General features: G+C 71.5%; 22 protein-coding genes. 9 read left to right on the top strand and 13 right to left on the bottom strand.

Translation table 11 applies throughout. From position 1 onward, the window contains the following. Window positions 1–68: 68 nt before the first annotated feature. Both BMY97_RS02055 and BMY97_RS02060 read right to left on the bottom strand, forming a co-directional pair. Window positions 69–1,220, bottom strand: a complete 1,152-nt coding sequence (locus tag BMY97_RS02055; RefSeq protein WP_091611597.1) for a CaiB/BaiF CoA transferase family protein — start codon at window positions 1,218–1,220, stop codon at window positions 69–71. A gap of 2,198 nt (window positions 1,221–3,418) precedes the next feature. Beyond that, window positions 3,419–4,123, bottom strand: a complete 705-nt coding sequence (locus BMY97_RS02060) for a hypothetical protein (protein ID WP_245787097.1) — start codon at window positions 4,121–4,123, stop codon at window positions 3,419–3,421. Between the two features lie 411 nt (window positions 4,124–4,534). On the opposite strand from BMY97_RS02060, the gene BMY97_RS02065 reads away from it, so the two are divergent. Next, on the top strand, window positions 4,535–5,047 hold the full coding sequence (locus BMY97_RS02065; protein WP_091611603.1) for a MarR family winged helix-turn-helix transcriptional regulator: 513 nt from the start codon (window positions 4,535–4,537) through the stop codon (window positions 5,045–5,047). 720 nt (window positions 5,048–5,767) lie between these two features. Here the strand turns inward: BMY97_RS02065 and BMY97_RS48115 are convergent. The 3 genes from BMY97_RS48115 to wzm all read right to left on the bottom strand — a co-directional run bounded on the left by BMY97_RS48115 (window position 5,768) and on the right by wzm (window position 10,396). After that, window positions 5,768–8,206, bottom strand: coding sequence for a S9 family peptidase (locus BMY97_RS48115; RefSeq protein ID WP_245787098.1), 2,439 nt, complete (start codon window positions 8,204–8,206; stop codon window positions 5,768–5,770). Window positions 8,207–8,247: 41 nt separating this feature from the next. Then, window positions 8,248–9,345 carry a glycoside hydrolase family 3 N-terminal domain-containing protein gene (locus tag BMY97_RS02075; RefSeq protein WP_091611605.1) on the bottom strand — a complete coding sequence of 366 codons (1,098 nt, stop codon included), beginning with the start codon at window positions 9,343–9,345 and terminating at the stop codon, window positions 8,248–8,250. 139 nt (window positions 9,346–9,484) lie between these two features. Next, window positions 9,485–10,396, bottom strand: coding sequence for a galactan export ABC transporter permease subunit Wzm/RfbD (gene wzm / locus BMY97_RS02080; protein ID WP_091611608.1), 912 nt, complete (start codon window positions 10,394–10,396; stop codon window positions 9,485–9,487). 67 nt (window positions 10,397–10,463) lie between these two features. Here wzm and BMY97_RS02085 point away from each other — a divergent pair, with 67 nt between their 5' ends. Continuing rightward, complete coding sequence (locus tag BMY97_RS02085; RefSeq protein ID WP_091612830.1) at window positions 10,464–11,849, top strand: class I adenylate-forming enzyme family protein; 1,386 nt, start codon at window positions 10,464–10,466, stop codon at window positions 11,847–11,849. Window positions 11,850–11,901: 52 nt separating this feature from the next. Here BMY97_RS02085 and BMY97_RS02090 read toward each other — a convergent pair whose 3' ends face one another. Together BMY97_RS02090 and BMY97_RS02095 are read right to left on the bottom strand one after the other, a co-directional pair. Continuing rightward, complete coding sequence (locus BMY97_RS02090) at window positions 11,902–13,296, bottom strand: hypothetical protein (RefSeq protein ID WP_091611611.1); 1,395 nt, start codon at window positions 13,294–13,296, stop codon at window positions 11,902–11,904. A 109-nt stretch (window positions 13,297–13,405) separates the two neighbouring features. Further along, window positions 13,406–13,774 carry a GNAT family N-acetyltransferase gene (locus BMY97_RS02095; RefSeq protein WP_218156652.1) on the bottom strand — a complete coding sequence of 123 codons (369 nt, stop codon included), beginning with the start codon at window positions 13,772–13,774 and terminating at the stop codon, window positions 13,406–13,408. A 261-nt stretch (window positions 13,775–14,035) separates the two neighbouring features. Between BMY97_RS02095 and BMY97_RS02100 the strand changes: the two genes are divergently transcribed. Next, entirely contained in the window at window positions 14,036–15,124 is a 1,089-nt protein-coding gene (locus BMY97_RS02100; protein WP_091611616.1) for a reverse transcriptase family protein, read from the top strand. A 4-nt stretch (window positions 15,125–15,128) separates the two neighbouring features. After that, the gene (locus BMY97_RS02105; protein ID WP_091611618.1) at window positions 15,129–15,545 is read left to right on the top strand and encodes a cupin domain-containing protein; all 417 of its coding nucleotides are present in this window, start codon (window positions 15,129–15,131) and stop codon (window positions 15,543–15,545) included. A 14-nt stretch (window positions 15,546–15,559) separates the two neighbouring features. Here the strand turns inward: BMY97_RS02105 and BMY97_RS02110 are convergent, their stop codons facing one another. Next, complete coding sequence (locus tag BMY97_RS02110) at window positions 15,560–16,030, bottom strand: hypothetical protein (protein WP_091611621.1); 471 nt, start codon at window positions 16,028–16,030, stop codon at window positions 15,560–15,562. A gap of 253 nt (window positions 16,031–16,283) precedes the next feature. On the opposite strand from BMY97_RS02110, the gene BMY97_RS02115 reads away from it, so the two are divergent. From BMY97_RS02115 to BMY97_RS02125, 3 genes are all read left to right on the top strand, one after another. Next, complete coding sequence (locus BMY97_RS02115) at window positions 16,284–16,811, top strand: DUF7010 family protein (RefSeq protein WP_245787099.1); 528 nt, start codon at window positions 16,284–16,286, stop codon at window positions 16,809–16,811. Between the two features lie 117 nt (window positions 16,812–16,928). Beyond that, window positions 16,929–18,023 (top strand): N5-glutamine methyltransferase family protein, encoded by a 1,095-nt coding sequence (locus BMY97_RS02120; protein ID WP_091611626.1) that lies wholly within the window; start codon window positions 16,929–16,931, stop codon window positions 18,021–18,023. Next, on the top strand, window positions 18,020–19,678 hold the full coding sequence (locus BMY97_RS02125) for an amidohydrolase (protein ID WP_091612833.1): 1,659 nt from the start codon (window positions 18,020–18,022) through the stop codon (window positions 19,676–19,678). The genes BMY97_RS02120 and BMY97_RS02125 overlap by 4 nt, the downstream gene beginning before the upstream one ends. 27 nt (window positions 19,679–19,705) lie before the next feature. Here BMY97_RS02125 and BMY97_RS02130 read toward each other — a convergent pair whose 3' ends face one another. Together BMY97_RS02130 and BMY97_RS47690 are read right to left on the bottom strand one after the other, a co-directional pair. Beyond that, window positions 19,706–20,677, bottom strand: coding sequence for a magnesium transporter CorA family protein (locus BMY97_RS02130; RefSeq protein ID WP_091611629.1), 972 nt, complete (start codon window positions 20,675–20,677; stop codon window positions 19,706–19,708). A gap of 314 nt (window positions 20,678–20,991) precedes the next feature. Then, complete coding sequence (locus BMY97_RS47690; protein ID WP_218156654.1) at window positions 20,992–21,141, bottom strand: hypothetical protein; 150 nt, start codon at window positions 21,139–21,141, stop codon at window positions 20,992–20,994. Between the two features lie 246 nt (window positions 21,142–21,387). Between BMY97_RS47690 and BMY97_RS02135 the strand changes: the two genes are divergently transcribed. Beyond that, the gene (locus BMY97_RS02135; protein WP_091611632.1) at window positions 21,388–22,365 is read left to right on the top strand and encodes an MCE family protein; all 978 of its coding nucleotides are present in this window, start codon (window positions 21,388–21,390) and stop codon (window positions 22,363–22,365) included. Here BMY97_RS02135 and BMY97_RS02140 read toward each other — a convergent pair. Both BMY97_RS02140 and BMY97_RS02145 read right to left on the bottom strand, forming a co-directional pair. After that, entirely contained in the window at window positions 22,340–23,248 is a 909-nt protein-coding gene (locus tag BMY97_RS02140) for a class I SAM-dependent methyltransferase (RefSeq protein ID WP_091611634.1), read from the bottom strand. The two genes, BMY97_RS02135 and BMY97_RS02140, sit on opposite strands and share 26 nt — an antisense overlap. Window positions 23,249–23,295: 47 nt before the next feature. Then, the gene (locus BMY97_RS02145; RefSeq protein ID WP_177231128.1) at window positions 23,296–23,703 is read right to left on the bottom strand and encodes a PaaI family thioesterase; all 408 of its coding nucleotides are present in this window, start codon (window positions 23,701–23,703) and stop codon (window positions 23,296–23,298) included. 67 nt (window positions 23,704–23,770) lie between these two features. Between BMY97_RS02145 and BMY97_RS02150 the strand changes: the two genes are divergently transcribed. After that, a complete protein-coding gene (locus tag BMY97_RS02150; protein WP_091611640.1) occupies window positions 23,771–24,193 on the top strand; it encodes a MarR family winged helix-turn-helix transcriptional regulator in 423 nt (140 codons plus the stop codon). A 438-nt stretch (window positions 24,194–24,631) separates the two neighbouring features. On the opposite strand, the gene BMY97_RS02155 is transcribed toward BMY97_RS02150, so the two are convergent. Then, entirely contained in the window at window positions 24,632–25,366 is a 735-nt protein-coding gene (locus tag BMY97_RS02155; RefSeq protein ID WP_245787100.1) for a class I SAM-dependent methyltransferase, read from the bottom strand. Window positions 25,367–25,372: the final 6 nt, after the last annotated feature.

The raw sequence follows: 25,372 nt of genomic DNA on the forward strand, positions 1-25,372 counted from the left end.
ACGGCCCTCGAACCCGGGCACTCCAAAGTCCACTAAGGACAGTTTCGACTTCGCGCCACTGTGGACGGTCAGTCCGGCATGGCGTCGTAGCCCAGTTCGGCGAGCAGGGCGGCGTTGTGTTCACCCACGTCGGGGATGGGGTCGAGGCGCGGTTCACGGCCCGCGACCGTCACCGGTGGCAGGAGCGAGCGCAGCGGCCCGGCCGGCGAGCCGACTTCGCCCCAGCGCCCTCGTTCGGCGAGCTGCGGGTGCTCGGCCAGCTGGGCGATCCCCCGCAACCGCGCGTTGGCGATCGACGCCGCGTCGAGCCGGTCGAGCACCGTGCCCGAGTCGAGCGGGGAGAACGCCGCCTCGATGACGGCACGCAGCTCGTCGCGGTTCTCGGAGCGGAAGTCGTTGGTGGCGAAGGAATCCCGGCCTGCCAGCTCCGGCTGCTCCAGGACGTCCGCGCAGAGCCGCCGCCACTCGCGGTCGTTCTGCACGGCCAGGAAGACCGTCTCGCCGTCGCCGCAGGTGAACGGGCCATACGGGGCGATGGCCGCGTGCGAAAGTCCCGTTCGCGCCGGCTGGGTGCCCCCGTACACAGTGTAGTAGAGGGGGAAGCCGACCCATTCGGTGAGTGCGTCGAAGAGGGAAACCTCGAAGGCTTGGCCGCGGCCGGTGCGCTCGCGTTCGTACAGCGCGGAAAGCACGCCGCTGTAGGCATACGTGCCGCCGGCGATGTCGGCGACCGGGATGCCGGTTTTCGCGGGCTGGTCCGGGGTTCCGGTCAACGCGGGGACGCCGGTTTCGCACTGCACCAACAGGTCGTAGGCCTTTTTGTCGCGGTACGGGCCGTCGGTGCCGTAGCCGGAGATGCCGCAGACGATCAGGCGCGGGTGCTCGGCCAGCAGCCGCTCGGCGCCGAGCCCGAGGCGCTCCGCCGCGCCGGGCGCGAGGTTCTGCACGAAGACGTCCGCGCGCGCCAGCAGTTCGTCCAGGATCTGGCGCTGCCCGGGCGCTTTCACGTCGAGCGCGAACGACTCCTTGTTGCGGTTGAGCCAGACGAAATGGCTGGACAGGCCGTGCACGGTGGCGTCGTAGGACCGCGCGAAATCGCCCGCGCCCGGCCGTTCGATCTTGATCACCCGCGCGCCGAGATCGGCGAGCTGCCGCGTCGCGAACGGCGCCGCGACGGCCTGTTCCAGCGAGACCACGGTGATTCCGGACAGTGGCAGCATGCGAAGTCCTTTCCACGAGACCTGCCGACGAGGGTAGGTGCCCGGCCGCGTGCCACTGGAAGTTCGAGGCCGGGCCCGCGAAACACGGGCCCGGCCGAGCCCGCCGCCCCGACGGTGGGGGAGGAACCGCGGCGGCGGGCTACCCCTGACTTACCCGAGCGGCCGCGTCCTCAATCGTGTGACGTCTCGCTTGCGGACAAGCCGGTCGGCGCAGCTGCTCCGACCTGGCACTTCCGTTCGCCCGCGGCCCCGGCGCTTCGGCTCAGCGGTCGTCCGGCCGACGAGGAATCTCGCCCGGTCCGTCTTCGGACGGCCGGTTGCCCCGCCCCCACCGCCGACGTTCCGGCGGCCCGACCAACCTGCGCCCAGCCCCACGACGATCAGCGTCACCGGACGTCGCCGGCACACCGAACTGCGATTCGACGGGTTGTTCGCCTTCTTGGTCGACCAGTCGGAGTCGCGGGTTGCCGGCGGGGCGATCCACGGGACGGAGTCGCTCACCGCCCGGCTGATGGGACGGCATGGAGCTGAAACCCGCGGCGTCGGGCTTCGCCCGGCGAGACGGGGAAGTGCGAGGTTGCGGCAAACCGGCGTCGGGCCACGTGGTGGTGTCAGGAGTCCGCCGGGTCCGGCCCGGACCGGCGTGACGAAGGTCCGGCAGGTAGACGGGTTGAGTCGGCGTAGTGCCGGAGGAGTCGAAGCGTTCGGGCACAGCGGGAAGTGACGCCCGCACCGACGACGCCCCCGCCTGCCCAGCCGAGCTCGACGCCGGACGGCCATGACCCCCCTCACCAGACGTCGCCGCCCCACCCCACCCCGCCGACCGCTCCCCCGCCGACCTGTCCTCCCCACACGGCTGCGACCGATCCACACCGGCAGCCCCCTGCGAACCACCGTCCCGGGCCGAGTAGGAACGATCCACACCACCAGCCCCAGACGCGCCCTGCCCGGGCGCGGAGAACGAACCACCCGCACGAGCCGACTCAGGCCCGCGGCGCTCTGGGGCCAGGGCCGGACGGTTCGCAGCACGCACTGTCGAACTGTGGTCCGGCGGTGCCGGGGGCGTGGGGTTCGCGCTGTCGGCGGGACGGTGGTCGCTTGGCGCCGAGGGCAGAGGGCTCGCACCCTCCGCCGCATGGTGGTGATCCGGCGTCGGGCGTGCGGGGCGCACACGGTGACTGTCTGGCACCGAGGGCACCGGGGCCGCACCATCAGCCGCATCGTGGTGGTCCACCGAAGCAGGAGGCGTGGGACTCACGCTGTCGGTGGCACGGTAGTCGCCCGGCACCGACCGCACAGGGCTCGCACCCTCCGCCCCACGGTGGCGGTCCGCCGAAGCAGAGGGCGTGGGACTCACGCTGTCGACGGCACGGTAGTCGCCCGGCACCGACGGCACAGGGCTCGCGCTGTCCGCCGCACGGTGGCGGTCCGGCGTCGGGCGTGCGGGGCGCACACGGTGACTGTCTGGCACCGAGGGCACGGGGGCGGCGCCGTCGGCCGCACGGTGATCGTGCAGTGTCGGGGACATGCCGCTCGCGCTGTCGGGGGCACGGTAACCGTCCAACGCCGAGGGCACGGGGGCCGCACGGTGATCGTCCGGCGCTGGGGGCATGGGGCTCACGCTGTCGGCTGTCTGGTGGTGGTCCTGGGGTGGGGTCGGGAGCGGCGCCAAGTACGGGCGGTTTCGCGACGAGTCCCGTGGTGGGGTGAGGCGGGTGGTGGGGTTCGGGACTGGGCGTTGGCGGGCCGTGGGGTAGCGGGCGAGCGGGTCGTCCGTGGTGGCTGGGCTGGGGCGAGAGTCGGAACCGGTGCGGGAACGCGAGCCGGAAGCAGCGGGGAAGACAGAGCGGGAGGCGGCGCGGCGACGTCGACGGGCAGAGCGGGAGCCAGAGGCTGGGGCCGCGGTGGAGGGCGAGTCATGAGAGCGCGGATCAGATGCGGAGCGCGAACCGGCAGCGGAGCTGGAAGCTGCGCGCGAACGCCAGTCGGAGACGGAAGCGGCGCTGGCGCGCGCGGCGCGGCGACGGTGCAGGACCACAAGCACCACAACCAGTACGAGCAGAACAGCGCCCACAGCCACTGCCCACCAGGGTGTCATCCGCGCGGCTCCCGTCGTTGTGCGGTCGCCGCAAGGATGCCCGGTGCGGGCATGATCAACCGAAGCACCACACGCGTGAGTGACACCCGGCCGGGGAAGGCTATTCGTAGACGACGTAGGCGGGCGCCGGGGTCAGCGACAGGACCTCGGCGGGAGTCATCAGGGCTGCGCCGTGGCGGGTGTCCTCCTGGAAGAAGAGCTTGAAGCCCGGCTGGACGTGTGGGGGCTTGGTCGCCATCAACGTCTTCCAGGTGGCCTTCTTCGCTCCGGCGCTGCCGATTCCGTCGACGATCTTCACCGCCGACACCCCCGGGTGCGCACGCAGGCCCGCCTCGTCGCGAACGATCGAGGCCGCGACCTGGTGGTAGGCCATGATCTTGTCCGGCAGGTGACGGGTGCGCGCGAGCTCGCCCAGGTACACGGCAACGCCGTCCAGCTCGGCGCCGGTCGTGCGGCCGAACTTCTGCCCCGGTACGACACCCGGCTCCACCGCCCACTCCGGGTCCAGCGCGACGCCGACGTCCGGTTCCGCCAGCCAGTGCTCGTACGCCTGCACTTCCGGCAGGAAATCTGCTCGGCCGGGCTGGATGTTCAGCAGCAGCAAGCCTTTCAATGCACTCGCCTCGTCGAGGTACTCACGCACGGTCGCGTCCGACGCGCGGCTGCGAAACATTCCGTCCGGGCCCGTGGTGCGATGCGCGGCGGTGGCGATCAGCTCGACGACCGGTGTCACCGGCCGGTCCTTCGGGAACGTCCCGATCTGGTGCGTCAGCTCCCGGCCGGCCGCGGCCAGGTCACCCGTCATCTCGCCGAGCGCCTTCGCCCCAGGGGCGCCGCAGAAGCCGACTAGCAGGCTTGTGGCCAGGGCGTTCGGCGGAGGTGGCGGGAGCGTCTCCCGTGGAAGTGGTGACGGCGTCTCTGCTCGCGGCCCGACGTCCCGTGGCGGCGCGGCGCACGCGCTCGTGACGAGTCCGGCGAGCGCCGCCGTGAATACCGCCCGACGGGTGAACTCCCGATCATTTCTCATCCACACCTCCGATCGAGAATCCCCTACCGTCAAAGGGAAGTACCCGGAGAACCGTCGGGCGAACCAGGCAGCTGCTCAAGAAATTGGCTTCAGTAAAGGAAAATCGCCCAACAACGGACGGTGGAACGAATTCCGTTGCAGCGAGGAAGATGCGATAGTACTTATATAAGCCCTGTTAGACTGTCGGGCATGGCTGAGGAAGACATCGCGGACCCGACCGAGCAGAGCGCCTGGCGACCGCTGCGGCTGCTACAGGCCGCGATGGACGACGACATCGGGCGGCTCTACACCGAGCGCGGCATCGACGGCCTCAAGCCCAGCTACGTGATGGAACTGCTGCGCCTGCACGCCCGCGGGCCGATGACCATCACGGAACTGGCCGCGTCCGTCGACCGGACCCACTCCGCGCTGAGCCAGAAGGTCGCGGCGATGCGGAAGGCCGGCCTGGTCACAACCGCCACCGGCGACGACGCCCGCAGCAAGAAGGTGACCCTGACCCCCAAGGCGGCGGCCATCGTCGACCGGCTGGCCGCAGAATGGCGCGCCACCGAGGCCGCGATCGCCGAACTCGAGGCCGAGATCCCTTACGCGCTCGGCAAGGTTGTCCTTGATCTGGAGAAAGCGTTGCGGCGCAAGAGTTTCCACGATCGAATCGCGGAGAAGCTGGCCGAGGACGACGCCTGGACCAGGGCAGCCACCTGAGTGGCGGCACGAGTTGCGACATGAGGGTCGGGATCAAGGTCACCGGAGCATTGGCCCACGCGGTAACCAAAGGGCCAGCGCCAAACAGCGGGCCAGACGGCGGCGCGAGACTCCAACAGGGCACCGACCCCCGCCTCGGCCAAGCAGCAGCTCGAACGACGGCCTCCACGGCGGCACAAACGGCGGGACGACGGCCCGAGCAGCCGCACGAAACGGCGACCCGAACGCCAGCGCGAACGGCGGCCAACGCAACAGCCCAAGGCCGGGCAAGCGCGCGGCAGTCAGAACTACAGCCCGCACCTGGGCAGGAGCCGCGGCCAGAACTACAGCTCGGGGCCAGGCCCGCGCAGCAGCCTGAGGCTTGGGTACGGAGCAACAGTCAGACCAACAGCCCACGGCTGGGCCAGAACAGCCAGAACAACAGCCGCAGCCAAGCCAGGCCCGCACAGCAGGTCGAGGCTGGGCACGGGCGGCAACCAGAACAACAGCCCGCGATTGGGCCCAGAACAACAGCGCAGCCAGGCCAGGACAGCGCAGCAGCGCGAGGGTGGGTCAAGAACAGCACGGCAGGCCGAGAGTGGGCAGGAGCGGCGACCAGAGCAGCGGGCCGCGAGTGAGCAAGAGCGGCGACCAGAGCAGGCCGCGAGTGAGCAAGAGCGGCGACCAGAACAGCAGGCCGAGGCTGGCCAGGAGCGGCGACCCGGGTGCAGGCCCGCGCGGCTAGCCCAGCAGCTCCGGTCGTCGCCAGGGGAGGTCGCGGACGTGGTGGTCGGTGAAGGCGAGGATCGTTTCGTACCAGAGCTTGACGTGGGCGGGGGCGAGGGTGAAGTGGTCTTCGTCGGGGAAGTACAGGAATTTGTGCGGGGTGCTGCCGTCCTCGGCCTTCGAGCGGGACAGGAGGGCCCACCAGAGGGACAGTGCCTCGCCGATGGGGCAGCGGTAGTCGCGCACGCCGTGGGTGATGAGCATGGGGGTGGTGATGGCGTCGGCGAACTGGTGCGGGGACGTCGCGTCCGCCGTCTCCGGGGTCATTTCCCGGCGGAAGAAGTGCGCGAGGTCGGCGGTCTGGCTCTGCTGCTCCAGGTTCCACATCGAGGCGTGGCTGATGATCGCGGAGAACCGGCCGGTCTGGGTCGCGATCCAGTTGGCCATGAAACCGCCGAAGGACGCGCCCATGGCTGCCGCCCGGTGGGGGTCGATGTCGGGCCGTGACTGGGCGGCGTCGGTGAGCGTCAGCAGGTCGGTGTACGGCTTGCCGCCCCACTGGCCCCAGCCACGCCGGATGAACTCGACGCCGTAGCCGGTCGAGAGCGCGAAGTCCGGCAGCAGCACGGCGTAACCGCGCGCGGCGAACAGCCACGGGCTCCAGCGCCACGACCAGGCTTTCGCCGAGCTGACCGGGCCGCCGTGGATCAGCACCACCAGCGGCGCGGGTCCGCCTTCGGCCGGGTGCTCGGGCAGCACCAGCCAGCCTCGGATCTCCGTGCCGTCCGACGCCGTGGTGACGACCTCCTCCAGCCGGCCGGGCAGCTCCAGGGGCGCCACCGGGCTCGGTAGCTCCTCGAACCCGCCCGACCGCCCGCCAGAGCGCCCGCCCGACACTCCGCGGGCAAGCCCGACCGTGTGCCCGGCGGAGGACTCGCCTGCAGGTTCGCCGGAGGGCTCGACAGAGGTGCCGCCGGAAAGCCCGCCCGAGGACACGCCAGCAAGCCCGACCAAGGACTCTCGAGCGGGTTCGCCGGAGGGCTCGACAGCGGACCCGCGGGCAAGCCCGACCATGCGCCCGCCGGACGACCCACCAGCAGGTTCACCGGAAGGCTCGACAGCGGACCCGCGGGCAAGCCCGACCATGCGCCCGCCGGACGACCCACCAGCAGGTTCACCGGAGGGGCCGCCGGAAAGCCCACCCGAGCGCCCGCCCGAGGACCCGCCAGCGAGCCCGACCGAGGACACGCCAGCGGGGCCGCCTGAGAGCTCGGCGGAACGATCGCCGGGGGCGGCCGGGGCGGCTCGCAGGTCGATGCGGACTGGGATTCGGGGGCTGTCCATGGCCGCGCGTGATGCGTATGCCCACTGACCGTCCGGCGAGACCTGCGCGTCCGGGTACGCGCCGTGGTCCGCGGTCAGCCGCGTGACTGCGCCCGTCGTTACGTCGACGCGCCAGAGCGGGGCCCGGCCGTGGTCGTCCGCGACGGTCAGCAACGCGGAGCCGTCCGGGGTCCAGCATGCGGAATCCGGGCGGCGGTCCCACTCCGAGGCCAGGATCCGCACCTCGCCGCCGGCTAGCGGGAGGACGCCGAGCCAGCAGTCGCTGGGGGCTTCCGGGGTGAACCGCCGGCTGACGATCACGGCCACCTGCGTGCCGTCCGGCGAGATCCGCGGTCCCGCGTACTCGTGGGCGGCGTCGTCGGCGAGCGTGCGGCGCGCGCCGGTGGCCACGTCGATCGCGACCAGCGTGTAGCGCTGCGAGCCGCCCGGTTCGGCCACTGCCCAGGTGGTGACCACGGTGCCGCCGTCCGGGCTGATCTCCCAGGTGCAGACGTCGTCCAGGGCGCGCCCGACGTGCCCGGTCAGGTCGCGCAGCTCCAGCTCCCCCTCGGTCAGCTGCCCGGTGAACAGCCGGGTGCGCGCCGGGCCGATGTCGTGGTTCCAGAACCGCACGGGGAACTCCTCGTGCAGCAACGCCGTGACCCCCGCCTCCGCCCGCCCCGCGCGCAGTTCCCGGTCGCTCGCCTCATCGGTCGCGGACGGCAGCATCCCCGACCCGAGCAGCACCGTCCCCGTGCCGCTGACGGAAACTCCCCGCACACCACCGGACGGCGAGACCAGCAGCCGCGCTTCGCCACCTTCGGCGGGCAGCAGCCACAACGCGGGCTCGCCGGAGCGCGAAGACACGAACAGCAGATCGCCGGACGGGGTGAACCCGGCCGCCGACTCGCCGGCCGCACCGAGCGTGAGCCTGCGCGGTGGACGCCCGCCCTCGGGATCCACCTCCCACAACGCCGTGATCTCCCGGCTGCCCGCTTCGTCGAGCGAAGACACGGGAACGACGAGGCGCCGGCCGTCCGGAGACAGCCAGAGCCCGGGGGTCAGCCGGGGAAGGCCGACATAGGCTTCGAGATCGGCGAAAGGCCCGTTGGGGGCGTCGTCTGCAGGCACCCGTTCTTCCTACCGCAAGCCACCGACAGTTTTCGCCGACTTCAGTGCAATTGGCCCCGTAGCGAGGAAATCCGGTAGACGGCAGCGGTGAAGTCGGCCCGCGGGAGGCTCCCGTCGGTCAGCCCGGCGGCGAGCGCGGCGACCGCGTCGTCGCCTTGCTGCACGTCACGGGCGGACGCCAGGATCAGGTCCATCCCCGCCTTCGCCGCGAGCGTCGCGCGGTTGCCGGTGGCGCCGTAATCCTTCAGCGCACCGGCTTCCAGCGCATCGGTGATCGTGACGCCATGGAAGTTGTTGTGCTGCCGCAATTCCTGCTGGACGACGGTCGGCGACAACCCCGCCGGACGGCTGGCGTCGAGCGCCGGGTACACCGCCCACGACAGCATCACGAGGTTCACCCACGCGCCGACAGCGGCCGGGTACGGCGCTTCGTCCTTCGCGCGCAGCTCCGAGAGCGGCATGTTCAACGTCACCGGGCCCACGTCGGTGTTCGCGCCCGCCGGAACCGCGCCGAGGCCGGGAAAGTGCTTCGCGGTGGCGGCGGCGCCCGCGGCCTGCTGCGAGGTGATGAAGTCGTACCCCAGCTTCGACACCGTGCCGGGGTCGTTGCTGTACGAGCGGCCGAACTGGTCGATGAAGTTGCCCTCCTGCCGGTAAACGTCCAGCACCGGCGAGAGGTTCACGTTCATCCCGACGCTCTTGAGGTTCTCCCCCGCGCCGGTGCCGGCGGCGCGGGCCGCGGCCTCGGGGTCGGCCGCCTGGCCCACCTGCTTCTCCGACAGCACCGGCTCGCCCGGCAGCCGCCGGACCTTGCCGCCCTCCTGGTCGGTCATCAGCAGCAGCGGCCGGTGTACCGGGCTCTGCGCGGCCGCCGTGCGCAGCTGCTGCACGACGCCCGCGATCTGCTGGCTGCTCTGGACGTTCTCGCCGAAGAAGATGACCCCCGCCGCCTCACCGGCGCGGATGCGCTGCAGCAGCGTGTCCGGCGGGGTGAGGCCGGGGTAGGAATAGATCACCCGCTGGCCGGCCAGCTGTTGCGGGGTCAGTCCGGCCGGGCCGGGGGCGGCGGCCGCGGTGCCGGCCAGCACCGCGACGGCGGCCAGCGCGAGCACGGCCCTCCCGGGCGTCACAAGGCTCATGATGTGGGGCTCCCTCCAGGTGGCGTTCACGGTAACGCCTCCGGACGGCTGACGGAAACTTTCCGGCCGATGCAGCCGGGATGTCCGGAATCTGCCCGAACGGGTCCCCCATTCGGCCGCACAACGTCCTAAGTGGACATCAGACCCAGTAGGCCACCCGCGAGCGGTAGTTGCGCAGCACGATCAGCGCCAGCGCCCAGCCGGCGATCGTCACGACCCCGGCCACCAGCCAGTGCGTCCAGCTCTGCTGCTGGCCGACCAGCGGCGCCCGGACGAGCTCCACGAAGTGGTACACGGGGTTCAGCTGCAGCAGGTCGACGGCGATCGAGCCGAACCCGCTCTTGGCGCCCTGGTTCATCGCCCGCACCTGGTCCATCGACCACATGATGGGCGTGGCGTAGAAGAGCATCGTGATGAAGCTCTGGATCACCGGCGGGATGTCGCGGAACCGGGTGGACACCACGCCGAGCAGCAGCACCACCCACGCGCCGTTGAGCAGGACCAGCGCGAGCGCCGGGATCGCCAGCAGGCCCGTCCAGCCCAGGCCCGGGTGCAGCAGCGCGCCGGGCCGGTCGACCAGGTGGTACGGGTGGTTCAGCTTGCCGAAGAAGACGATCAGCACCACCAGGTACACGATCAGGTTGTGCCCCAGGTACAGCGCCTGCCGCCACACCGTGCGCAGCGCGTACACCGAAACCGGGGCCGGCAGCTGTTTGATCAGCCCCTCGTTCGCGATGAACGCCTCGGAGCCCTCGACGATGCAGCCGTTCATGAAGTTCCACAGGATCAGCCCGGTGGTGATGCTCGGCAGGAGCGTGGAGATCGACGTGCCGAACAGCGCCGCGTTCACCACGCCGAGCGCGAGCGCCGTCACGGCCATGCCGACGGTGATCCAGAATGGACCGAGTGACGAACGCCGGTAGCGCTGCCGGATGTCCTGCCAGGCCAGCATCGCCCACAGCTCCCGCGCGCGCAGCCCGGCGCCGAGGTCGGCGAACGCCCGCCGGAAGCTCTTCGACGGGGCATCGACGGCGGAAGCGGTGGCGGTCATCAACCCAACCTAACGACGTTCTCGCGCCGCGGCCACCACACCCGGACGCCCCGGTTAGAGTGCGTTGGTGGCACCGAGTTTTTTCCTCACCCGCGTCTTGGCCGCGCTCGAACAGGGCGGCTCCGCAGTGCTGTTCCACCACGAAGACGGCGTGACGACCTATCAAGAGGCGTACCGAATCCTGTTGCGACTCCACACCGGGCTCGGTGACGTCGGCGGCCGGGTGGTGGCGATCGATGCCCGCAACCGGCCGGAAACGGTGCTGGCCCAGCTCGCCGCGCAGCTGCGGGGGCTCGAGGTGCTGCTGGTGGCCGCGTCGTCGAGCCGCCCCGCCCGGGCCGCGGTCCTCGCGTCGACCGGCGCGACCCTGTTGACCGACCACGATCTCGACCGGCTCGCCGATGCCGGACCGTCCACTCCGGACTCACTGCCGTCCGGGGTCACCACGGTTTTCCCCAGCGGCGGCACCACCGGGACGCCCAAGCTGATCCGCCACAGCGGCATCTACGACGGCATGGCGCACATCTTCGCGCCGGACCCGGCCGGGCCGGGCCGTATCCTGGTCGCCGCGCCGCTGACGCACATGACCGGAAACGCCGCCGTGCTCGGCGCCCTGCTCTGCGGCAACACTGTAGTGCTGCGTAACGGTTTCCAGGCCGAGAAGCTGCTCTCCGACATCGCCGGGTACCGCGTCACTTCGCTGTCGCTGACTCCGCCCCGGCTCTCCGCGGTCCTGGACAGCCAGGCGCTCGTGACCACCGATCTCAGCAGCGTGCGGTCGCTTTCGCTGGGCGCCGCGCCACTCTCGCCACAACGGCTGGCCGACGCGCTGACCGTGTTCGGCCCCGTGGTCGGGCAGGGGTACGGGCTCACCGAAGCCCCGATGATCGCCAGCATCTCCGCCGCCGAGCTGGCCGGGCGGCCGGAACGGCTCGGGTCCGTCGGCCGGATCGTGCCGGGCATGGCGGCCCGGATCGAGGACGGCCAGGTCCTCGTCCGCGGACTGTCCATGATGGACGGCTACCAAGGCGAGCCGCCCATCGGCGACGGCTGGCTGCCCACCGGCGACCTCGGCTCGTTCGACGACGAGGGTTACCTCTACCTGTCCGACCGCATCGGCGACGTGATCGTGACCGGCGAGCACGGCACGAAAGTCCCGTCCACCACGGTGGAACACGCACTGCTCACCCATCCCCTGGTCAGCGCGGCGGCAGCCTTCGGCGTCCCCGGCCCCGGCGGCGAGGGCGAGCTGGTGCACGCGGTGGTGGTCGCGAGCGGCCCGTTGACGCCGGGAGAACTGCGCGACCACGTCCGGGCCGAGCTCGGTGGCGAGCACTTCGTTCCGTCCGAAGTGGACTTCACCACCGAGCTGCCGCTGACCGCCGTCGGCAAAGTCGACAAACGGTCCCTGCGTGAGCCGTTCTGGGCCGGGCACGACCGCGGCATCGCCTGAAACGGCAAGGAGCCGGGGCGCGTGCGCACCCCGGCTCCTCCGTGTTGTCGCTTTACTTGTCGCCGAAGCGGATCGAGACGACCTGCTTGTCGAAGCCGATCGTCGCGAGGTCCGCGACGCTGCTGGTGATCACCATCGACTGACCGGTGCAGCCAGGGCCCTTCCAGAGCTTGACCGGGCCGCCGTCGAGCTTGATCGAGGAGACCTGAGCCGGCCGCGGAACCGCGACGCAGCCCGGGCCGGAGACACCGGAGGAACCGTTGGGCTCACTGAAGTTCGTGCCGCTGTCCAGGACCGCGCTGCCGTTGCCGAGGGTCACCGTGCCCGGGGCCGAGCCGGCCGGGGTCGACGGCTGCGAGGACTGCGGAGCCGGGGCCTGGCCGCCCTTGGGCAGGACCTTGCCGCCGGTCGGCGAGACCGCGAACCAGGTGCCGCCCACGCCCTCGCCGTTGGTGTCGCCGGCCTGCTTGTCACCGCTGAAGCGGTAGACCGGCCAGCCGCCGATGGAGACCTGGCGGCTGCCGTCGGCGCGGGTCAGGATGCCGATCTTCGCGGTGGCCACGCCGTTGACGAAGATGCGCGAGCCCGGCTTCACGAGCACTGGCGGCCAGGTCTTGGCGCAGTCACCGTTGCAGTTGGACGTCGGCGGCTTCGGGCTGTCCTTGTCGAAGCGGTACAGCGTGAAGCCGGCGCCATCGTGGACGATCGGGTTCAGGCCGCCGGCCGAGCCACGGGTGAGCTGGACCCACTTCATCGCGGCGTCGTCCGTGCGCGGGCCCTTGTAGTCGTCGCCGGCCGTGAGATCGGCGCCGTTTTCCTTGGCGGTACCGGTCTTGTAGCCGACGCCCGTCGCCTGGTCGGTGCCCTCCTGGGACTTGCCGGCCTTCGCGCCCTCCGGCGTGACGCCGAACCAGGTGCCGCCCACGCCCTGGCCGTTGGTCTGCCCCGCCTGGGTGTCGCCGCTGAACTTGTAGATCGGCCAGCCGCCGAGCGTCACCTGCATGGTGCCGTCGTCGCGGGTCACGAAGCCGACGTCGGCCTGGTCCACGCCGTTGAGGAAGAGTTTGGCGCCCTGCTTCAGCGTGACCGGCGGCCAGGTCTTGGCGCAGTCACCGTTGCACGCGGACTTCGAGGGCTTCGGGGTGTCCTTGTCGAAGCGGTAGAGCGTGAAGCCCTTTCCGTTGAGCACCACCGGGTTCAGGCTGCCGGCCGAGCCCGCGTCCAGCTCGACCCACTGCTCGGCGGCGTCGGTGTCCCCGGGGGCGGCGAAGTCGCCGGTGTTCTGCGGCGCGCCGTTGGCCGACGCGGTGCCGGTCTGGAAAGCGACCGGCGCGATGTTCCCGGCGGGCGCGGCGGTCGGCGTGCCGGCGGTGGAGCCGCAGGCGCTGAGCACCGCCACCCCCGTCGCCACGAGGGCAGCGAGCATCGCAACTCGAATACGGATCATTTCGGGATTCTCCCCTGTAAGAGCCCGGGCTTCGGCAGTTCCGGAAGCCTTGATGCCGGGTACACGGATGCCATCCCGAAAACGGTTCACAGCGGTTTAGTGACGCCGATCACACGTCGAGGTCACGGGTCAGCTGCACGATCGGCTCTCCCGTGGCGAGGCGGTGGGTACGGCCGGTCTCCCGGAATCCGTTGCGGTGGTACAGCCGCAGCGCGCGGTCGTTCGCCGCGCCGGTCCACAGCTGGAGCCGCTGGTGGCCACGGGTGCGCGCGGCCTCCGCGACGACGTCGAGCAACTGCCCGCCGATGCCGCGGACCCAGTGGCCGGGGTCGACGAACACCATTGACACGTGGCAGAGACCGGGATCGAGGGCCCCGTCGTCCGCGCGGCCCGGCTCGGCCTGGGCCATGCCGACGACATCGGCACCCTCGATGGCCACGACCACCAGCGCGTCCGCGTCCGCGAGCTTCGCGCCCACCCGCTCGAACCGTTGCGCCCCGGGAGCCTTGCCGCGGGCGACGTTCGCGCGCTGCCAGCACTGGCGGGCGCCATCAAGATCGGCGGTCGAAGCGACGCGGAGTTCGGGCAGACCGATGATCTTGACCTATGGTGGACACAGCGACGCGGAGGTGAGCCCGGTGGAGAACCACCCTCTCCGGGGTTACCCCGGGGTGCACGAGGACACGCAGGCACAGCGCCCCGCGCGAACGCGGCACGCTCCGCGTACAGGACCGCGCGGATGAACGGAGAATCAGTCACCTCCGCGTCGCTTCTTCAGCCGTGGCCGGTGTGGCGCTGGCCGGTGAGCCGGTGGGCGTCGTTCGACGAGTGTGCCGGCGCGCTGGATCTGATGCCCGGGGAGCTGGGCTGGTTCGCGGACGCGCGTAGCTGGAACCGGCGGGCGAATCCCGTTCTGCGGCACTATTCGTACCGCTGGATTCCCACGGCCTCCGGCGGGATCCGGCTGATCGAGCGGCCGAAGCCGCGGCTGGCCGAGCTGCAGCGCCGGGTCCGGCGGCACGTGCTCGACGCGCTGCCGGTGCACGAGGCGGCGCACGGGTTCCGGACGGGACGCTCGATTCTCACCTGCGCGCAGCCGCACGCCGGACAGCAGCTCGTGGTGCGGATGGACCTCGAAGCCTTCTTCCCGACGGTGTCCGCGCGGCGGATCCGCGCGCTGCTGGAGCTGGCGGGTTACCCCGCCGCGGTGTCGGCCGCGCTGGCCGGGATCCTGACCACCGCGACCCCCGCCGACGTCCTGCGCGAAGCCCCCGCCGGACGACGGGGCCCGGTCCGCGCCCGGTTGCTGAACAGCCTCGCGGCCACCCACCTCCCGCAGGGCGCGCCGTCTTCGCCGAGTGTCGCGAACGCCGTGACGCACCATCTCGACCGCAGGCTCGCCGGGCTGGCCCGCACCCTCGGCGCGCGCTACACCCGTTACGCCGACGACCTCGCCTTTTCCGGCGACGCCGGGCTTCCGCTGCACCGGCTGCTGCCCGGTGTCCGCCTGATCGTCACGGGTGAGGGCTTCCGGCTGCGCGAGGACAAGACGTCCGTGGCCGCGGCGCACCAACAGCAGCGGGTGGCGGGCCTCGTCGTCAACAGTGCGCCGGCCGCCACCCGCGCGAGTTACGACGAGCTGCGCGCCGTGCTGCACAACTGCGCCCGCACCGGCCCGGCCGCGCAGAACCGCGCCGGGCACCCGGACTTCCGCGCCCACCTGCTCGGCCGGATCGGCTGGATCGCGGCGACCAGCCGGGCGCGCGGGGAGAAACTCAAGGCGCTGTTCGACCGGATCGACTGGCACGCGGAAACGGCAGGAGACTGAAGTCATGGAGATCGACAACACCGAGAGCGTCTTCGACGTCTTCGCCGAGCTGGCCCAGCTGCCTGAGACCTCGGAAACAATGCTGGTGGACAAGTACTTCGTCGACAAACCGTCGGCGAGCGCGCGGATCTTCCGGATCTACCGGGAGGTGCCGCTGCACTACCACACCGAATGCGACGAGCACCTGTACGTGGTGAGCGGCCGCGGCACGTTCCACCTCGACGGCGAGGAGCACGAGGCGCGGCCGGGGATCTTCCTGAGCTTCGCGAAGACCAAGGTGCACGGGTTCCCGCGGATCACCGAGCACCCGCTGGTCGTGCTGTCCGTGGACGTGCCCCGCCGCCGCCCCGACGACATCGTCTTCGTCGATCCGGAGCAAGGCGACGCCGCTTCCTTCATGGCCCGCAACAAAACCCGCTGAGGCCACAGTGGACCTCAGGTGAGCAGCGGGCAGTACTTGCGCTCCAGCTCGGCCCAGCCGCCGGTGGAGGCGACGTCGCGGGATTCGATCTTGCCCGCGCGCAGGACGAGGTCGAAGCGCTTCTCGCGCCAGGCGTAGGAGATCAGCTCTTCGTACTGGGACTTCGGCAGCCAGCCCTTCGCCCGCGCGGCCTCCAGCCGCACCAGGTGCCGGACCAGCTTGACGCTGTCCCGGTCCTGCTCGCGAAGCCGGGTCATGAAGCGCTTCGCCTCCTCGGCCTTTCCGTCCCGGAATGCCCGGTACGCCAGGAAAAGCGACGTCGCGGCCAGGATGTCGGACCGGCGCACCCCGCCCTCCGCGGCGAGGTGCTCGGCCAGCCGGAAACTACGGTCGCCGGCGCCCTCGATCACCGCTTCGGCCAACGCGCGCTGCTGGCGAGTGAGATAGTCTTCGCCCTGGGACGCCGCGTCATCGAGTTCCTTCACAACACCCTCCCCCTACGGCCGGGACAACGCCCGGTCGCTCCTCTTGAGTAGGTCCCTCGGGCGGCGCGGCAGATACATCGAATGCCCTAACGCGTTCACCTACCTCAAGGCTAGCGGTCACGATGTGTGCTCCGGGGTCGGCCCGAATGGCCCCACCCGGCGGTTTCCTGGAGTAGGTTCGGGCAAGATCGTCGGCACCGGGGGCACCATGTCGGACAAACCGTTCACCAGAGACCATTTGATCACGCTCTTGGTGAGCTCTTCCATCGGCGTCCTGTTCGGCGCCGCGTGGTGGTTCGCGGGGGCGACGACGATCCCCGACGCCACCGGGGTCCTGCGTGGACTGGACGTGGCGATCGTGCTCGCTTTCGCGGTCTGGGCGTTCCTGATCGGACGGCGCGGGGCCGGGCTGCCGTCCGGCTCCGAGGGCCGGGGCCCGTTCGGCCGCCGTTACGGCTTGGTCGTGGTGATCATGGTGGCCGCCATCGTCGCGGGCTCCCGGGTGCTCGACACGGTCGTCGACCGGCCCGACGCGGTGCCGGCCTGGGTGCTGCTGTGTGTCGGGCTGCATTTCCTCCCGTTCTACCGGATCTTCGGCTCACGCCGCTTCCTCGTGCTCGCCGCGGCCCTGTGCCTGCTGGCCGCGCTCGCCGTGGTCCTCGGCGGCACCGGGCAGACCTGGGCCTGGCTCGGGCTGCCCGGCTTCGGCGGCGCGCTCGCCCTGTGGGCCGCGGCGGCCGCGGGCTTCGTCGACGCGCCGTGGCCGGGCGCCGGGCGCTGATATCCTGGGCCGCATGGTCGTACCCAGCCACGCGCACACAGTCCGCTAAGTCGCCGCGCGCGACTTGGCCGACTGTTCAGTGACGCGTGGAAGTGGAGACTTTTGCCGGAAACATCCATGCCCGGTTTTCCGGGCTGTTCGTGGTACTCGGAAACCGGCGCCCCACCACCCCGGCGGGTGGTCACGGCCGACGACACCCTCCCGGCCGACGGCGCCCATCGCCTGGCGAAGGCCGGGACAAGCATCCTTTGGACAGGCAGCTTCCCGGGCGCCCGGCGGCTGCTGACCGCGCTGGACCGGCGGCTTCCGGAACGGTCAGCGGACCCCGCCCAGGCGTTCCGGCGGCACCGGGAAGCCCGGGCCCGGCGGGCGCGGATCCTCGGGAAACTGCTGGTCCGCCTGGAACCGGGCGCCCGGCTGACCGCGAGCCGGGCCCCGGACGTCCGGGTGGCGTGTGCCGAGGCGGGATGGTCGGCGGAGCGGGCTTTCCTCTGCTCGCTGCGCGACCTGCTCGGCCTGATCGGGGCGCACGAGTGGCGGCGCCGAGGGGTGCTCGTGCCCGCGCTCGGCGCGCGGATCCATCCGCATCACGGCGTGTTTTCGCCCGTCCGCGGTGAATACGTCGACCTGGTGGCGCGGGCTCCGTTGCCCACGGGAGTGCGGAGCGCGTCGGACGTCGGCACCGGGACCGGCGTGCTCGCGGCGGTGCTGGCCCGACGCGGGGTGCCGTCGGTGCTCGCCTCGGATTCCTCGGCTCGCGCGGTCGCGTGCGCCGAGGACAACCTGGCGCGGCTGGGGCTGAGCGGACGGGTCACGGTGACCGAGGCCGACGTCTTCCCGGCGCGGGCCCGGGCGCCGCTGGTGGTGTGCAACCCGCCGTGGCTGCCGGGCCGGGCGGTGTCGGCTCTCGACGCCGCGGTGTGCGACCCGGGAAGCCGGATGCTGCGGGCGTTCCTCGACCGGCTGCCACGCCACCTCGAGCCGGACGGCGAGGCCTGGCTGATCATGTCGGATTTCGCCGAACTGGCCGGTCTTCGCACTCGCGAGGAGCTGCTGGGCCGGATCGACCGGGCCGGTCTGAAGGTCGTCGAACGGCACGACACCACGCCGCGGCATCGCCGGGCGCTGGATCCGGCCGACCCGCTGCACGCCCTGCGGGCCGCCGAAGTCACCTCGTTGTGGCGGCTGCGCACCAGCACAATGGCGGGATGAGCACGACGAGGGTCTTCCGCGGCGGCCGCGTCTTCACCGCGGACGCCGCGGGGACCGTCGCGTCCGCGGTCGCGGTGGCCGGCGGGCGGATCGTCGCGGTGGGCGGCGATCGCACGGTGGCGCCGTACCTGAGCGGGGCCGAGGAGGTCGTGGAGCTGGACGGGCGGCTCCTGCTGCCCGGCTTCGGCGACGCGCACGTGCATCCCGTGATGGGCGGCCTCGAGCGCATCCGCTGCGATCTCTCCGGCGCGAACACGGCGGCCGCATACGTCCGGATCATCGGCGAGTACGCCCGCCGCCACCCCGGGCGTGAGTGGATCCTCGGCGGCGGCTGGGCGATGGAGGCGTTCCCCGGCGGACGGCCGCACCGCGAGGTGCTGGACGCCGTCGCCGGGGACCGTCCCGTGCTGCTGCCCAACCGCGATCACCACTCCGGCTGGGCCAGTTCGGCGGCGCTGGCGCGGGCCGGGATCACCCGTGACACCCCGGATCCCGCCGACGGCCGCATCGAACGCGACGCCGATGGCGAGCCCACCGGCCTGCTGCACGAGGGGGCCGCCGACCTCGTCCGCGCGGCCGCGCCCGAGGACACCCAGGAGGATCTCGACGCGGCGCTCGCCGAGGCCCAGCGCTACCTGCACGCCCACGGCGTCACCAGCCGGCAGGACGCCCTTCTGACGGTGCACGAGACGGGCCCGTCCGCGCACCAGTCGTACCGCCGCGCCGACCTCGGCGGCCGGCTCACGGCGAAGGTCGCCGGCGCGTTGTGGTGGGACCGCCCGTGCCCGCGTTCGCAGGTGGGCGAACAGGTCTCGCGGCTTGTCGCGGTCCGCGCCGCCACCGCCGCGGAAGGCCGGAACTACCGCGCCGGCACGGTCAAGGTGATGCAGGACGGCGTCGTCGAAACGTTCACCGCCGCGATGCTCGAGCCGTACCTGGATTCCCGCGGCCGGGCGACCGGCAACCACGGAATCAGCTTCCTCGAACCCGATCTGCTCCGCGAAGTCACCATCGCGCTCGACTCGGCCGGCTTCCAGGTGCACTACCACGCGATCGGCGACCGGGCGGTGCACGACGTCCTCGACGCGCTCGAAGGCGCGATCGCCGCCAACGGCACTTCGGCGCGGCGCCACCACCTGGCGCACCTCCAGGTCGTGCATCCCGACGACGTGCCGCGGTTCCACCGGCTGGGCGTCACCGCGAACCTGCAGGCGCTGTGGGCGGCCCACGAACCGCAGATGGACGAGCTCACGCTGCCGTTCCTCGGCGACCCTCGCGCCGGCTGGCAGTACCCGTTCGGCGACCTGTTCCGCACCGGCGCGGCGCTCGCGATGGGCAGCGACTGGCCGGTGAGCAGCCCGGACCCGCTCGCCGCCGTCCACGTCGCCGTCACCCGCCTCGCGCCCGACGCCCCGGCGGGCACCCCCGCGCTCGGGCCGGAGCAGGCACTTCCGCTCGCGACGGCCCTGCGCGCGTACACCGCCGGCTCCGCTGCCGTGAACCACCTCGACGACGTCACGGGCTCGATCGCCGTCGGCAAGGCGGCCGACCTGGTGGTGCTCGACCGCGACCCGTTCGACGGCCCGGCCGGCGAAATCGCGGCGGCACGGGTGGCACGGACCTACGCGGACGGGGCCGAGGTCCACCGGGCCTGAGACCGCGTCCTTTATGGACTTACGCGGTCACAGCCAGTCCCGGCGCTTGAACGAGGCGTACAGGGCCACCGAAAGCAGCACGATGACCACTGTGGACACCCAGAACCCGGACATCGTCTGGAAGCCCGGATACGGCACGTTCTGCCCGTAGAACCCGGTCACCGCCGTGGGCACCGCGATGATCGCGGCCCAGCTGGTGACCTTCTTCATGATCAGGTTCAGCCGGTTGCCCTGCAGGTTCAGCTGGGTCTCGCGCACGGTCGCCACCAGGTCCCGCAACGACTCCGTCCACTCCGACGCGCGCAGCACGTGGTCGTAGACGTCCTGGAAGTACGGCATCATCACGTCGTCGACCAGGTGCTGGTCGCGGCGCATCAGCGCGTTCACGACCTCGCGCATCGGCAGCACGACCCGGCGCAGCCTGGTGAGGCTCTTGCGCAGCCGGAACGAGCGCCGCTGCAGCTCCCGCTGGTCGGGCCGCTCGTCGAAGACCAGGTCCTCCAGCGCCTCGATCTGCTCGTCGAGCGCCTGCACGCTCTCGAAGTGCCCGTCGACGACGTAGTCGAGCAACCCGTGCAGCAGAAAGGAAATGCCGGACTTCGCCAGGTCCGCCGACGAATCCCAGCGTTCGGCGACGGCCTCGATGTCGAAGCCGTCGTCCTTGCGCACGGTCACCAGCGCGTGCGGGGTGATGAACGCGGCCAGCTCGGACCGCGTGACCTCCCCGCTCTCGGGATCGAAGTGCGCCGAATACGCGGTCAGGAAGGCATGCGTCTCGTACCGGTCGAGCTTCGGCCGCTGGTGCTCGTGCACCGCGTCCTCGACGGCCAGCGCGTGCAGGCCCAGTTCCTCGCTGATCGCGGCGAGGTCGGCCTCGGTCGGCTCGCAGAAGTCGACCCAGACCGTGGCCGACGGGTCCTGGAGGTAGTCCGAGACCCGCTCGACCGGGAAGTCCCGCTCGGCCAGCACGCCTTCGCGGTAAACCCGCGTGTACGCCACGACTTCCGCCTTCCACCGGGGAGTTCAGTTCCGCCCGAACGTACCCCGGCAGCCGTCACACCCGCGCCGGCCTCCTCCCGTACACCTCGGCCAGCGTTTCGACGATCTCGGCGATCCGGTCACGCAGCTCGGGCGGCGACACGACCTCGGCGCACTCTGCAACCAAGCGCCCCGAAATCGGCCAGATAGACCGCCCAATGGCGTGCCAGCTCAAACCCTTCCGGACGGCTGAACCCGGTATCAAGCACTTCGGCGGCCTCGATCTGCGAGACGCGGTACGTGCGCACGACTTCGCGCGGCTCCGCCCAGCGCAGTTAAGGCAGGCGCAGCAACCGGCCCTGCCACGTCGCCTCGACCACCGCCGCCAGGTGCGGCACGGCCTCGCGCTGCGCGTACCAGCCCGCGGTGTCGAGGTGGAACCGCGCCTGGACATGACCAGCCCGCTCGCGCAGGCCCTCGGGCAACGCGGCGAGCAGCTTGAGCCGCCCGGTCGCCCGGACCTAGGTCGGCCGCCGCGTCCGGCAGCCCGGCCAGGAACAGCGCCTCCGCCTCGCCGGCGGTGAGCCGGTCAGCCGCGTGCGGTAGCCCTCGACCAGCTGGTAGCCGCCGTCGTGGCCCCAGTGTGGCGGCGCCCACCGACAAAAACGGTCTCCGCCGATCGAGTGGTGTGACTGGCGTCACCCCATCGGGCGAAGGGACCATGTCCGGCGATGAGAACCGCCGAGAACCCCGTCCGGACCGCGCTGATCGGGCTCGTCGTGCTGGCGCTGGCCTTCGTCACCGCGCTGAACGCGCCGGACCTGCCCGTGATCGGCGACGGCACCACGTACGCGGCGGAGTTCACCGAGGCCGCCGGCCTGCAGACCGGGAACGACGTGCGCATCGCCGGGGTGAAGGTCGGCCGGGTGTCGTCGATCGGGCTGAACGGCGACCGCGTGCGGGTTTCGTTCAAGGTCAAGGGCGCCTGGCTCGGCGACACCACCGCCGCCGCGATCAAGCTCAAGACCGTGCTCGGCCAGAAGTACCTCGCGCTGGACCCCGAGGGCGGCGGCGACCTCGACCCGGACCGGCCGATCCCCAGTTCTCGCACGACCGTGCCCTACGACCTGCTCCCGGCGTTCCAGCAGCTTTCCGCGACCGTCGACAACATCGACACCGGGCAGCTGGCGCGCGGTTTCGACGCCATCAGCGCGACGTTCGCGAACACGCCCGCGGACGTCCGGACCGCGCTCGGCGGGCTCTCCCGGCTTTCGGACACCATCGCCTCACGCGATCGCGGGCTGACGCGATTGCTCGCGAACACCCGTCAGGTCTCGTCCACGCTGGCCGACCGCGACGCCGAGGTCCAGCGCCTTTTCACCGACGGCAACCAGCTGCTCGACGAGGTCCGCCGCCGCGAGTCCGCCATCTCCGCCCTGCTCGCCGGCTCACGTGAACTCGCGACGCAGCTCTCCGGCCTGATCGAGGACGACAACCGCACGCTGGACCCCGTGCTCACCCAGCTCGACCGGCTGACGTCGATGCTGCAACGCAACCAGGACGCGCTCGCCGAGGGCATCAAGGCGTTCGCGCCGTTCATCCGCTTCGCCACCAACCTGAGCGGCAACGGCCGCTGGATCGACGGTTACCTGTGCGGCCTGCTCCCGCCCTCGGTCGGGCCGCTCAACGAGCCGGGGTGCTTCGGCTGACGTCTTCGGCCGCGGGCCGGTCGAGGCCGGGCACGCCGGTGATGCGCACGGTCACCTGGTTGTCGTTGTACGTGTAGGCCTCGTAGGTGAACTCGACGCCGGTCTTCTCGATGTGCTCCATCCAGGCGCGGTACTCGTGCCGCTTCCAGCCCGGGAAGTTGAAGAACTCGTCGAAGTGCACGATGCTGCCCGGCCGCAGGCGCGGTCCGACGAGGTCCAGCACGGTCTTGGCCGAGCTGTACAGATCGCCGTCCACGTGCAGGAAATCGACGTGGCCCTGGTGCTTTTCGAGGAAGCCCGGGAGGCTGTCGGCGAACAGGCCCACGACGAGTTCGGCACCGGGGACGTCCGGCAGGTCGTCACGCGCGAAGGCGCCGGCGGGCATGCCGTTGAGCCACGCCTCGGGCAGGCCCTCGAACGAATCGAAGCCGTATACCTCGACGCCGCCGCGCGCGCCCGCGATGGTGCGCAGGGTGTTCCCCGAAGCGACCCCGAATTCCAGCGCCATGCCGCCGGTCGGCGCGAGCGAAAGCGCGAACTTCAGCGTCTCCGGCGGGCTGCCGAAGTGCTTGGCGCCGACCAGGCTTTCGCGGGCGAAGATGTTGCTCTCCAGCGCCGCGTCCTGGTCGCCGGCGTACACGATGTCGCGGCGGCTGCGGATCTCGAATTCCACCACCCGGTCGAGGAGCCGGTCACCCTGCTGGACGATCTCGGCGCGCAGTTCTTCGCGCATCCGGCCCAGCTGGTCCTGCATTCCGTTCAGCTGATCGGTGTACGGGTCATGCAGCCGGGCGGCGGCGCGGCGCAGCACCGTGCCGGCCTTGCGGCGCAGGGCCCCGCCCAAAGTCCTTGCGGTCAAACGATCTTCGCGCTGATGGTCCATTCACGGACGGTACACAACGGGCATTCGGCCACGTCGGCGCGGGGCGTCTACCCGCGGGTAACGACAACCGTCCCCTGCGCCACGGCGCACAGTGCGGAAGCGCCGCCTTCGTCCACTGTGTACAGATCGCACCGGGAGGTCGCGCGCGAGCGGCCGGACTGGACGACCACGGCTTCGGCCCGCAGTTTCGGGCCGCCCGCGGGCCTGAGGTAGTCGATGGTGAAGCCGGCGGTCAGCACCGCCGGGCCGAGGACGGCACCGGCGGCGAACGTGAGCGTGTTGTCCGCGGCGTACGCGAGCACGCCGCCGTGGACGTAGCCATTCTGCTGGCGCAGCTCTTCGCGGATGTCCAGCTCGATCGTCGCGCGGCGGTCGCCGAACTCCGTCAGCCGAGCGCCGAGCAAAACGGAGAACGGCTGGGAGGCGAGCCCTTCGCGGGCGGCGGCGAGATCCATCGGACTCCTCACTTCAGTAGTGAAGTGAGGATGGCGCCCGGCGGGCCGCCCTGTCAAGATCGGGGCCATGGCCGACGACCAGCGCCTGTTCTTCCTGTTGCAGCGGGCCGCCCACCAGCTCCGGGTGACCGGCGACCGGCGCTGCCTCGCCGCCGCCGGCATCACGACGGCCCAGCTCGGGGCCCTGTTCACCGTCCGGGACCGGCCCGGGCTCACCCAACGCGAACTGGCGGCAGAACTGGGCCAACGAGAATCCGCGGTGACGGCGATGATCGGCCGGCTCGTGGACGGCGGTCTGATCGCGAAGCGCCCGCACCCCCGCCAGCACCGCGCGGTGGTGCTGGAACTGACCGACGCCGGCGCCCGCGCGCTGACCCGGGCGCAGCCGGAGATCAACCACGTCAACGCCGAACTGCGAGCACTGGTCGGCGACTCGGACTACGCACGGACGGCGGCCGCCTTGCGGAAGCTGGCCGGCTGGGGGCTGTGAGAGCTGGGCGCTGTGGCGGGGTCGGGTGAGTGGGGGGGGTGGCTGGATGCCGCGGCAGACCGATGGAGGAGCCGCCGCAGCGGGTGCCCTCGGAGTGGCCGCCGCGGTTAAGACCTAGCGAGTCGGCGCCCAGCGAGTCGCTGCCGCAGCCCCGCGCCCAGCGAGTGGCTGCCGCGGCCCGCGCCCAGCGAGTGGCTGCCGCGGTCAGGGCAAGCAAGGTCGCCGCCGTGGTCAAGGCTCGGCGAAATGGTTCCGGTAGCAGGGTGTGGCCCAGGCGTCACCCCCTGCACCCCTGCTCGTTCTTCCCCGGAAACTTCCAGCCCCGACCATGGCACCGTGGTGACCATGACGGCACGCGCCTGGTGGGCCTGGCAAACGCTGCGATCCGCCGCGATCGCGTATCGCGGGACACGGCGGCGGGCCCGCACGTAATTCAAGTCAGCGGCGAGAGACGAGCAGGCGGAACCCGGCGTCCCACTCGGGCGCGGCGAGCAGGTCGGCGTGCTCGCGCTCCCAGCGGCCGCTGTCCAGGTCGGCGCGGAGCCGGGCCATCCCGCGTTCCACGGCGGCGGGCGGCGCCTGCGCGAGCGCCGAGCACGAGCGGCGGACCCGCTCGTCCAGATAAGCCCGCGGACGGCGCCAGTGCGCGGGAAACACACCGTCCGCGAAGTCCCACGGCACGGGCAGCGGCACGACCTCGTCGGCGCCAAGCTCCTCGGCGATCTGCTCCGCGGACGGCCGCGACAGCTCGAGCCGCGCGATCTCCGGGACGTACTCGCGGACCAGCCAGAAATCCGCGTGCCGCCGGGTGTCGTACGCGAGCACCACGCGTAACGGCGCGACGCGGCGCAGCTCGGCCAGCCCGAGACGCCAGTCAGGCCAATGGTGGACGGTGAGAAGCGCGAGCACGGCGTCGACGGCTCCGGAGCGCACGGGCAGGGCTTCGGCGACCGCGCGAAGCACCGGCGCCGCACCGGGTGGGCGCTGCCGGATCATCTCCGCGGACGGTTCGACTGCGACCACGGTGCGGTCGAGCGGTTCGTACGAGCCGGTGCCCGCGCCGACGTCCAGGACCGTGCGGGCGTCCCCGAGCGCGGCGACGATCGGCGCCAGCCAGCGCGGGTCCGTGCGGCGGCCGTGGGCGTACCCGACGCCGATCCGGTCGTACAGCACGCCGGC

The organism is Amycolatopsis saalfeldensis (assembly GCF_900110575.1).
In the GTDB taxonomy this organism is placed as follows: domain Bacteria; phylum Actinomycetota; class Actinomycetes; order Mycobacteriales; family Pseudonocardiaceae; genus Amycolatopsis; species Amycolatopsis saalfeldensis.

Coding starts and splice junctions, on each gene's coding strand:
- BMY97_RS02135 (WP_091611632.1), top strand. CDS start 21,388: ATGAGAACCGCCGAGAACCCCGTCCGGACCGCGCTGATCGGGCTCGTC.
- BMY97_RS02140 (WP_091611634.1), bottom strand. CDS start 23,248: ATGGACCATCAGCGCGAAGATCGTTTGACCGCAAGGACTTTGGGCGGG.
- BMY97_RS02125 (WP_091612833.1), top strand. CDS start 18,020: ATGAGCACGACGAGGGTCTTCCGCGGCGGCCGCGTCTTCACCGCGGAC.
- BMY97_RS02120 (WP_091611626.1), top strand. CDS start 16,929: ATGCCCGGTTTTCCGGGCTGTTCGTGGTACTCGGAAACCGGCGCCCCA.
- BMY97_RS02065 (WP_091611603.1), top strand. CDS start 4,535: ATGGCTGAGGAAGACATCGCGGACCCGACCGAGCAGAGCGCCTGGCGA.
- BMY97_RS02075 (WP_091611605.1), bottom strand. CDS start 9,345: ATGAGCCTTGTGACGCCCGGGAGGGCCGTGCTCGCGCTGGCCGCCGTC.
- BMY97_RS02100 (WP_091611616.1), top strand. CDS start 14,036: ATGAACGGAGAATCAGTCACCTCCGCGTCGCTTCTTCAGCCGTGGCCG.
- BMY97_RS02145 (WP_177231128.1), bottom strand. CDS start 23,703: ATGGATCTCGCCGCCGCCCGCGAAGGGCTCGCCTCCCAGCCGTTCTCC.
- BMY97_RS02090 (WP_091611611.1), bottom strand. CDS start 13,296: ATGATCCGTATTCGAGTTGCGATGCTCGCTGCCCTCGTGGCGACGGGG.
- BMY97_RS02105 (WP_091611618.1), top strand. CDS start 15,129: ATGGAGATCGACAACACCGAGAGCGTCTTCGACGTCTTCGCCGAGCTG.
- BMY97_RS02150 (WP_091611640.1), top strand. CDS start 23,771: ATGGCCGACGACCAGCGCCTGTTCTTCCTGTTGCAGCGGGCCGCCCAC.
- BMY97_RS02060 (WP_245787097.1), bottom strand. CDS start 4,123: ATGACGGGTGACCTGGCCGCGGCCGGCCGGGAGCTGACGCACCAGATC.
- BMY97_RS02055 (WP_091611597.1), bottom strand. CDS start 1,220: ATGCTGCCACTGTCCGGAATCACCGTGGTCTCGCTGGAACAGGCCGTC.
- wzm (WP_091611608.1), bottom strand. CDS start 10,396: ATGACCGCCACCGCTTCCGCCGTCGATGCCCCGTCGAAGAGCTTCCGG.